Annotated in this window: 1 protein-coding gene; it reads left to right on the top strand. The window is 69.4% G+C overall.

Going from position 1 to position 1158, the window contains the following annotated elements; genetic code table 11:
• Positions 1-1158: acyl-CoA dehydrogenase family protein (locus ACFTWP_RS41845; RefSeq protein WP_380270414.1), on the top strand; the 1158-nt coding region annotated here is incomplete at both ends.

The following is a 1158-nucleotide window of genomic DNA, read 5'->3' as shown; positions in this document are numbered from 1 at the left end:
GGACTTCGATCTCTTCCGGACCACCGAGGAGCACGACATGCTCCGGGAGGCGGTGCGCTCGCTGGCCGAGGCGAAGATCGCTCCGTTCGCGGCCGACGTGGACGAGCAGGGCCGGTTCCCGAACGAGGCCCTGGAGGCGCTGCAGGCCAACGACCTGCACGCGGTGCACGTCCCGGAGGAGTACGGCGGCGCCGGCGCGGACGCGCTGGCCACCGTGATCGTGATCGAGGAGGTCGCCCGGGTCTGCGCCTCCTCCTCGCTGATCCCGGCCGTCAACAAGCTCGGCTCACTGCCGGTGCAACTGTCCGGCTCCGAGGAGCTGAAGGCCAAGTACCTGGGCGCACTCGCCCGCGGCGAGGGCATGTTCTCCTACTGCCTCTCCGAGCCCGACGCCGGCTCCGACGCCGCCGGGATGAAGACCCGCGCGGTGCGCGACGGCGACTTCTGGGTCCTCAACGGCGTCAAGCGCTGGATCACCAACGCCGGCGTCTCCGAGTTCTACACCGTCATGGCCGTCACCGACCCCGAGAAGCGCTCCAAGGGCATCTCCGCGTTCGTGGTGGAGAAGGGCGACGAGGGCGTCACCTTCGGCGCCCCGGAGAAGAAGCTCGGCATCAAGGGCTCCCCCACCCGCGAGGTCTACCTCGACAACGTCCGCATCCCCGCCGACCGCATGATCGGCGAGGAGGGCACCGGCTTCGCCACCGCCATGAAGACCCTCGACCACACCCGCGTCACCATCGCCGCCCAGGCGATCGGCATCGCCCAGGGCGCCCTCGACTACGCCGCCGGCTACGTCAAGGAACGCAAGCAGTTCGGCAAGCCCATCGGCGACTTCCAGGGCATCCAGTTCATGCTCGCCGACATGGCCATGAAGCTGGAGGCCGCCCGCCAGCTCACCTACGCCGCCGCCGCCCGCTCCCAGCGCGTCTCGCACGGCGGCCCCCACGAGGACCTCACCTTCTTCGGCGCCGCCGCCAAGTGCTTCGCCTCCGACGCCGCCATGGAGATCACCACCGACGCCGTCCAACTCCTCGGCGGCTACGGCTACACCCGCGACTACCCGCTGGAGCGCATGATGCGCGACGCCAAGATCACCCAGATCTACGAAGGCACCAACCAGATCCAGCGCATCGTCATGGCCCGCAACCTCCCCTA

This window comes from Kitasatospora sp. NPDC057015, assembly GCF_042673745.1.
In the GTDB taxonomy this organism is placed as follows: domain Bacteria; phylum Actinomycetota; class Actinomycetes; order Streptomycetales; family Streptomycetaceae; genus Kitasatospora.
Note: the sequence above shows the minus strand (reverse complement) of the source record. Positions and strands in the feature narration are given on the sequence as shown.